This is a genomic window from Oribacterium sinus (genome assembly GCF_963537195.1).
Taxonomy (GTDB): domain Bacteria; phylum Bacillota; class Clostridia; order Lachnospirales; family Lachnospiraceae; genus Oribacterium; species Oribacterium sinus_A.
Window position 1 is genome coordinate 1 of record NZ_CAUTEG010000111.1, and the last position, 6,768, is coordinate 6,768.

General features: G+C 40.2%; 6 protein-coding genes and 1 pseudogene. All 7 read right to left on the minus strand.

All coding sequences use genetic code 11. The features are described from left to right. Positions 1-399 (minus strand): annotated as a pseudogene (locus RYL27_RS10050) (histidine kinase); the annotation flags it as partial. Next, positions 368-1,222, minus strand: coding sequence for a response regulator transcription factor (locus RYL27_RS10055; RefSeq protein WP_314966975.1), 855 nt, complete (start codon positions 1,220-1,222; stop codon positions 368-370). The pseudogene RYL27_RS10050 and the gene RYL27_RS10055, both read right to left, overlap by 32 nt. A gap of 37 nt (positions 1,223-1,259) precedes the next feature. Beyond that, positions 1,260-2,234 (minus strand): ROK family protein, encoded by a 975-nt coding sequence (locus RYL27_RS10060; RefSeq protein ID WP_314966977.1) that lies wholly within the window; start codon positions 2,232-2,234, stop codon positions 1,260-1,262. 85 nt (positions 2,235-2,319) lie between these two features. Further along, positions 2,320-3,342, minus strand: a complete 1,023-nt coding sequence (locus RYL27_RS10065) for a substrate-binding domain-containing protein (protein ID WP_314966979.1) — start codon at positions 3,340-3,342, stop codon at positions 2,320-2,322. Positions 3,343-3,380: 38 nt separating this feature from the next. Next, positions 3,381-4,388 (minus strand): ABC transporter permease, encoded by a 1,008-nt coding sequence (locus tag RYL27_RS10070; protein ID WP_314966981.1) that lies wholly within the window; start codon positions 4,386-4,388, stop codon positions 3,381-3,383. Positions 4,389-4,478: 90 nt separating this feature from the next. Then, the gene (locus RYL27_RS10075; protein WP_314966983.1) at positions 4,479-5,978 is read right to left on the minus strand and encodes a sugar ABC transporter ATP-binding protein; all 1,500 of its coding nucleotides are present in this window, start codon (positions 5,976-5,978) and stop codon (positions 4,479-4,481) included. Between the two features lie 102 nt (positions 5,979-6,080). Continuing rightward, a complete protein-coding gene (locus RYL27_RS10080) occupies positions 6,081-6,512 on the minus strand; it encodes a DUF4143 domain-containing protein (protein WP_314966984.1) in 432 nt (143 codons plus the stop codon). Positions 6,513-6,768: the final 256 nt, after the last annotated feature.

A 6,768-nucleotide genomic window follows, 5' to 3' on the forward strand; every position in this document is an offset into this window, starting at 1 on the left:
GATCTCCGAAATATAATGGTATTCTTCATGACTTTCCTCTGTCAGATAAACCGGCAGTTCCTGTAATTCCTGCACTTCGCTATAGCCCTCCAAGACTCTTCGAAGAGTAGAACGATAGCTTTTATAAGGTCTAAGGATACCATAATAAAAATAATTAATTGTCAATATACAAAGAAATAAGAGCCCCAGAAGAAGCAGTTTAATTCCCGTCTTAAAGAAGCTGCCTCCTGTGGCGAGCAGTAGGTAAATAATAAAAATAGATAACAAAAATAAAGCCAGCGTTAGAGCATACAGCCAAATAAGGCGAGAGGATAAGGAACTCCTTCTATTCTTCTCTGCTCCCACTAAACCTTTTCTCTCTTCTACCTTATATTCTGTCTTCTTCGCTTCGATTTTCATGTAAGGAATTCCTATAGTCCTTGGGATTCATCCCCATTTTCTCAAAGAAACATTTGGAAAAATACTTTGTGTCATAATAAAACAGTCGGGAGGCTATCTCCGTAATGCTTAAATTGGTCTCTGCCAAAAGTTGCTTGGCTCTTTCCATCCGAAGACCGGATATATATTTATTTACCCCAAGGGAAAGTTCCTTCTTAAACTGTGTGCTTAAATATGAGGCACTAACCTTACAATGTTCTGCCACTTCTTCAAGACCAATATCCTCTTCAAAACATTGGTCAATAAATTTTTTCGATAAAGAAACCAAATGTGAGTAAGGTGCATCCAAAAGCAAATCTTCCATAACTTTTTTCTCTAGAGAAGATTCTGACAGACTTTTTTCTCTTAAAATCCCTTGATGCATTATTGTTTCTTCTGCTTTTTCTTCTATAATTTCCGCAATAGACTCTTTTTCTTTTAACTCTTCCTTGATTTTCCGAATGCTTTCCTGTAGCTCTTTTTTCTTAATCGGTTTTAAAAGATAGTCCGACACCCCTGCCTGTATTCCCTCCTTGGCATAGGAAAAATCTGAATAGGCGGAAACAATAATAACCTTGGTAGGAAGTTTCTTTCTGGCAATTTCTTTGGCAATGTGCAGCCCTGAAAAAACGGGCATCTTAATATCCGTAATCAAAAGCTCAGGAAGTTCTTTCTCCACCCGTTCTAATGCCTCTTTTCCCGTCTTTGCAAAAGGAAGACATTCCATGCCTTCCTCCTGAAAATCCCCCAAAAATTTAATTAACTCGCAAATCCGTTCTTCATCATCCGCTATCAAGACTCTCATCACTGTTTCCTTAACTTTCGTTGCCTAACTAATACGCTTATTCCCCACCAGCATGAACTTCCATAGCTACAGAAAGAGACGCATAATCTCCGATATTATCACTAAGTTTTGATTTTTCTATTTTACATAAGTTTACACTTTCTGTAAAACATTCTTCCCGAATTACTGCCTCTACTTTTTCTTTAAATAAAGCTTCGCATCTCTCATAAATACTTCCTATCACGATACATTCCGGATTTAGAATATCAATAAGTAAGGCAAGGCCTCTTCCCAAATAATAGGCAGAACGATCAAATACCGACCTGGCAAAGGGAGAACCGCCTTTTACTAAAGAAGCCAGGTTTTTTACAGTAAAGTCTGTGATACCTTTGTCCTGTTCTTCCAAACTGCCCTCTTCTTCTCTTTCTTTATACATCCTCCTTGCCATCTCTATAATACCATTTCCGGAGCAAAATCCTTCAAAAGATCCTTCTTTCCCGTAGCCGAAGGAACCACCCTTGGAAAGACGGATATGCCCTACTTCTCCTGCCATTCCGGAACTTCCCCGATATAAACTTCCATTCAAAATCAGTCCAGCTCCCATCCCTGTTCCAAAGGTCAAAAAAATCATGTTTTTTGTCCCCTGACCTGCTCCAAATCTCCACTCACAAAGGGCGCAGGCATTGGCATCATTTTCCAAAAAAGAAGGAACTTGAAATCTATCCTCTAAAATACGCTTTATAGGAATCTTATCATAGCCGGGAAGATTTGGTGGCGATAGAATCAGTCCTTTTTCTTCATCCAATGGCCCACCGCAGCTTACTCCTGTGGATTGAAGTTGGATATTTTTTTCTAAAAGGAAGGCTTCTCCTATCTTGCAGAGGCATTCTATCGTTTCCAAAGGACTTCTTTTTCCCTGAAAAGTAGGAATTGCCTCTCTTTTCAAAATTTCTATGGGCCCTCCCGCATCTCTTCCCAAAATGACTGCAGATTTTGTTCCTCCTAAATCAAATCCTAAATAATATCTCTCCATACGTCCCTCTTTTCTCTTCAATTCATGCAAGAAAAGCGGCTTCAGATTATTCTAAAAGCCGCCTTCCTATTTCTTTTGTTAAAGCTTACTTAAGCTTATCCTTATTTAAAACAGATACACCGGTATCCACAGTCTCGCCCTTTAAGTCTTTTCCATTCAAAGATTCTACTAATGCATCCACACCCATCTTACCCATGACATCCGGATTCTGTGCCATTGTGCAAAGAAGATATCCATCCTGAATTAAGCTCTTAATATTATCGGACTTATCAAAACCTACACCAATAATCTTATTGTCGCCGGAAGCCTTAATAGCATTTCCGATTCCTACAGTTGAACCTTCATTTCCTCCAAAAATCCCTACAACACCTTTGGTAATATAGTTTTCCGCAATAGTCTGTGCCTTCGCAGCATCTCCGTCACAATACTGCGTTTCTTCAACGGTAAAATCCGATCCTTCAAATGCCTCACGGAATCCGTTATCCCGGTCTACTGTAGACTGAGTAGAAGCATTAGTGCTGATTACACCGATATTTCCCTTGGTAATCCCTTGTGCTTCCAAAGCTTTTTTCATCTCTTCTCCGGCAGTCTTTCCACCCTGCTTGTTGTTGGTTGCAAAGCTTGCTTCCGCATCTACATTGGCAGGAGAATCCACATAAACAATTTTGATTCCCTGTGCTTGTGCTTCCTTTAAAGAAGCAGAAATGGCATCCGGCCCGTTTGCTGCAATCATAATTCCGTCCACGCCGCCTGCAACGGCATTGTTTACACACTCAATCTGCTTGGAGTCATCCTTGGTATCCGGAGACATAAACTTTACTTCCACGCCAACGAGCTTTGCTTCCGCCTGAGCACCTTCATTTAAGGTTACCCAGTGCTGGTCAAGGGAGTCCATAGTGATAAGAGCCAACTGATAAGCCTTATCAGCTTTTACAGCGCCTTTCTCACTATTCTCCGCCTTTTCTTCCGTAGCCTTTTCCTCTCCTGCAGCGGTAGTTCCCTCTGTCACTGCAGCAGTGGTTTCCGCAGCCTCCTGCTTATCCGAACTGCAGCCAAAGAGCATTGCAGCGGATAAAAGAGTTGCAAGCAAGATAAGTTTCTTTTTCATAATGTTTTCCTCTCTTTCTATAATGGAGCAATCCTCATTTACTTCTTATTCTTCTTGGAAAATAAATTTCCGTTTCGGACTAAGACATCCATGAGTACTGCCAGTACCACAATTACACCGATTACAATTCTCTGAATACCTACCTGAGCCCCCACCATGTTCAGACCATTTTCCAAAGTCTGCCAAAGTAGTGCACCCTGGAAAGTTCCCAGCAAGAGACCGGAGCCTCCAAGAGGAGATACTCCTCCGATTACACCTGCGGCAACACCGTACATTTCGTACATATTTCCGGCTTCCATATTTCCCATTCCTGCCTGTGCACAGAGGATATATCCTACAATCACGGAGCAAAATGCGGAAATCAGATAAGTTTTCTTGATTACGGAAACGATATCCACACCGGAAAGTCTGGAGGCTTCTTTATTGGAGCCTACAGCATAGATATGTCTACCCAGCTTCGTTTTCCCTAAAATAAAACTGAAAATCAGGAAAATCAAAAAGGCAATCCAGAAGGTAGTATAGATGCCCAGAATCTTTCCGTAGTAAAAGGCATCCTGAAAAAATTTACCCTGATTCTTTCCTAAGATGCTGGCAATATTGTCCGTGTTTCGGTTTCCGTTAACCAGATAAGCAATTCCTCTTGCCACAAACATGGTTCCCAGAGTGGCAATAAAGGGAGGCATCTGGAATTTTCCCACCAATTCTCCGTTCACATATCCGATAATAAGACCAATCAGGAGGCTGACCAACAGAGCCACCACAATGGGCACTCCTCTTGTCATCAAGCTTGCGGTAACCATGGCACTCATGCCCACCACAGAACCGATGGATAAGTCAATATTTCCGGTAATCATCACAAAGCTTTGCCCAATTCCAATGAGCAAGTACTTTGCCATGGAACGAAGCAGATTTAAGTTGTTTTGTAAAGAAAAGACCTTGTCATTGATGCATCCGAAAACAACATAAATGATCAAAAGCCCCACTAAGGCAGTAATCGCTCCTCTCATTCCTCTGATTTTCAGTATTTCTTTTACTTTGTTTTTCATTCTCTCTCCCCGCAATACAGTCTTATTCTTGGCCGCATACCCCGGCCTTTTTATCGGCTAAGCCCTATTCTCCTTTGCTTATATCAGTACTTATACCTTTTCTTCATACTGTGTTGCATATTTCAAAATATTCTCCTGGTTTGCCTCTTCCTTACTAAGCTCCCCTGTGATTCTTCCATCACAGAAAACCAAGATTCGATCAGACATTCCCAGCACTTCTTCCATTTCCGAAGAAATAAAGAGAACCCCTACACCCTTCTTCTTCAGTTCATTCATAATCTGGTAGATTTCTACCTTGGCTCCGATATCGATTCCTCTAGTGGGTTCATCAAAAAGGATTACCTTAGGATTTCTTACCAACCATTTTCCTAAAACCACCTTCTGTTGATTGCCTCCGGAAAGATTCTTGGAAATCATTTCCCGGTCCTTAGCTTTAACATTCAAGCTTTTTATGGTATCCTCACTAATTTTCAACTCTAAGTCCTTAGATAGAACTCCTAAAGAATTTTTCATGCTGTCCAGATTAGGAAGGGATATATTCTCTCGTATACTTAAATCCGTACAAAGTCCGTCTTTTCTTCTGTCCTCCGGAATCAAAGCCATACCAAGCTCTATGCTCTCCTTAGGTGTATTTGTCTTGACTTCCTCTCCAAAAAGGTAGATTTTCCCGGAAGTCTTTTCATCCACCCCGAAAAGCGCTCTGGTCATCTCCGTTCTTCCCGCTCCCATCAGCCCCGCAATTCCAAGGATTTCTCCTTCATACAGGCTAAAAGAAATATCTCTTACCTTGGGGCCGGCATTTAAACTCTCTACCCTAAGGATTTCTTTTCCCTTCTCACAGTGTATTCGTGGGAATTTGTCCTGAATTTCTCTTCCCACCATGTGTCGGATAATGTCATCAATGGAAAATTCATTTAAGTCGCCGGAGATAACATTTTCCCCGTCTCGTAATATACTGACCTTGTCCGCAATCGCCCGAAGCTCATCCAATCTATGGGAAATATAGATAATTCCTCTACCCTCATCTCTTAACTTTCGAATTACCCTAAACAAGTCCTCAATTTCTTTTCGACTTAAGGCGGAAGTGGGCTCATCCATGATAAGTACCTTGGCATTTTGAGAAAGAGCCTTAGCTATCTCCACCATCTGTTGTTCCGATACCTTCAGGTCCCCTGCTAACTCCGTAGACTTCATGCTGATGCCCAAATCATCCAAAATCTTCTGGGCTTCCTCATCCATCTTTTTATGATTTAGACTTAAGCCTTCCATTACTTCTCTACCCAGGAAGATATTTTCACTTACGCTTAAATCATTACACAGGTTCATCTCCTGATGAATAATGGCAACGCCCTTATTCTGAGCCTCCTTAGGATTTTGAAAATGGCAAAGTTCTCCATCTAAATAGATTTCTCCGCTGTCTTTACTGTAGATTCCACTGAGAATCTTCATTAAAGTGGATTTTCCTGCTCCGTTTTCTCCTAAAAGCGCCAAAATCTCTCCATGGCCTAATTCCAGATTCACGCCCTTCAAAACCTTGGTACCGGAAAAAGACTTGGCAATATTTTTCATTTGAACCAAACTGTTCCCCATATTCGCCTCTTTTTCACATTCTAAAATATCCCTCTTCTTTCATTTTAGAAGATTTAAAAAGAAAGAAAAGGGAGAATATTTTTAGATTTCGGGGGAATATTTTTATACTTTATGCATCCAGTCACTAAGGTTCAATATTTTTATACCATCAATGTCATACTCTTCATGTCCTGTATTCGCTATAAGAATTTTGGGATAAGAATCTTTGATTGACTGTAGCGGAGCTAACTCTCTTGCTAATGTTATCTGTTCAGATAGTATGGCATAACGAAATCCTAAATCATTAAGATAGTATTTATCGGAGGTTTCCAGATATTTCTTCCCACGAATATCATATCGTTTTACTTTGTAAAACATATACGCACTACATAAGTACTTTATATAATTTCCAATCGTCATGTGGTTTGTTTCATACCCATTTTGCTTGAAAAAAGTACTTATCTTGCCGGCGGAGGTAAGATTGAAAACATTATCCATCAAATACTCCATTAAAGAGTCTAAAAGAGCTTCTTCTTTTATGCCGTACTTATCCAACAAATCCCTCTTAATTACACTTTGATATACATCTTTTATATAAGATACTTGATCTTCTTAATCCTGTAATAATTTTAATATCCGGAGTACCCTGTAGGCGAATAAGTCTCTTTAAATAAGTTGATCTTCCTATAATCTTCATCATTCACCCACTTTCAAAACTGTAATTTTTTTCATCTTTTGAAAGTGCTCTATTTCCTCTCCATCCTCTCATAAACCTCTGCCACGGAATGCTCTTTCAGTTCTTCTTCAAACT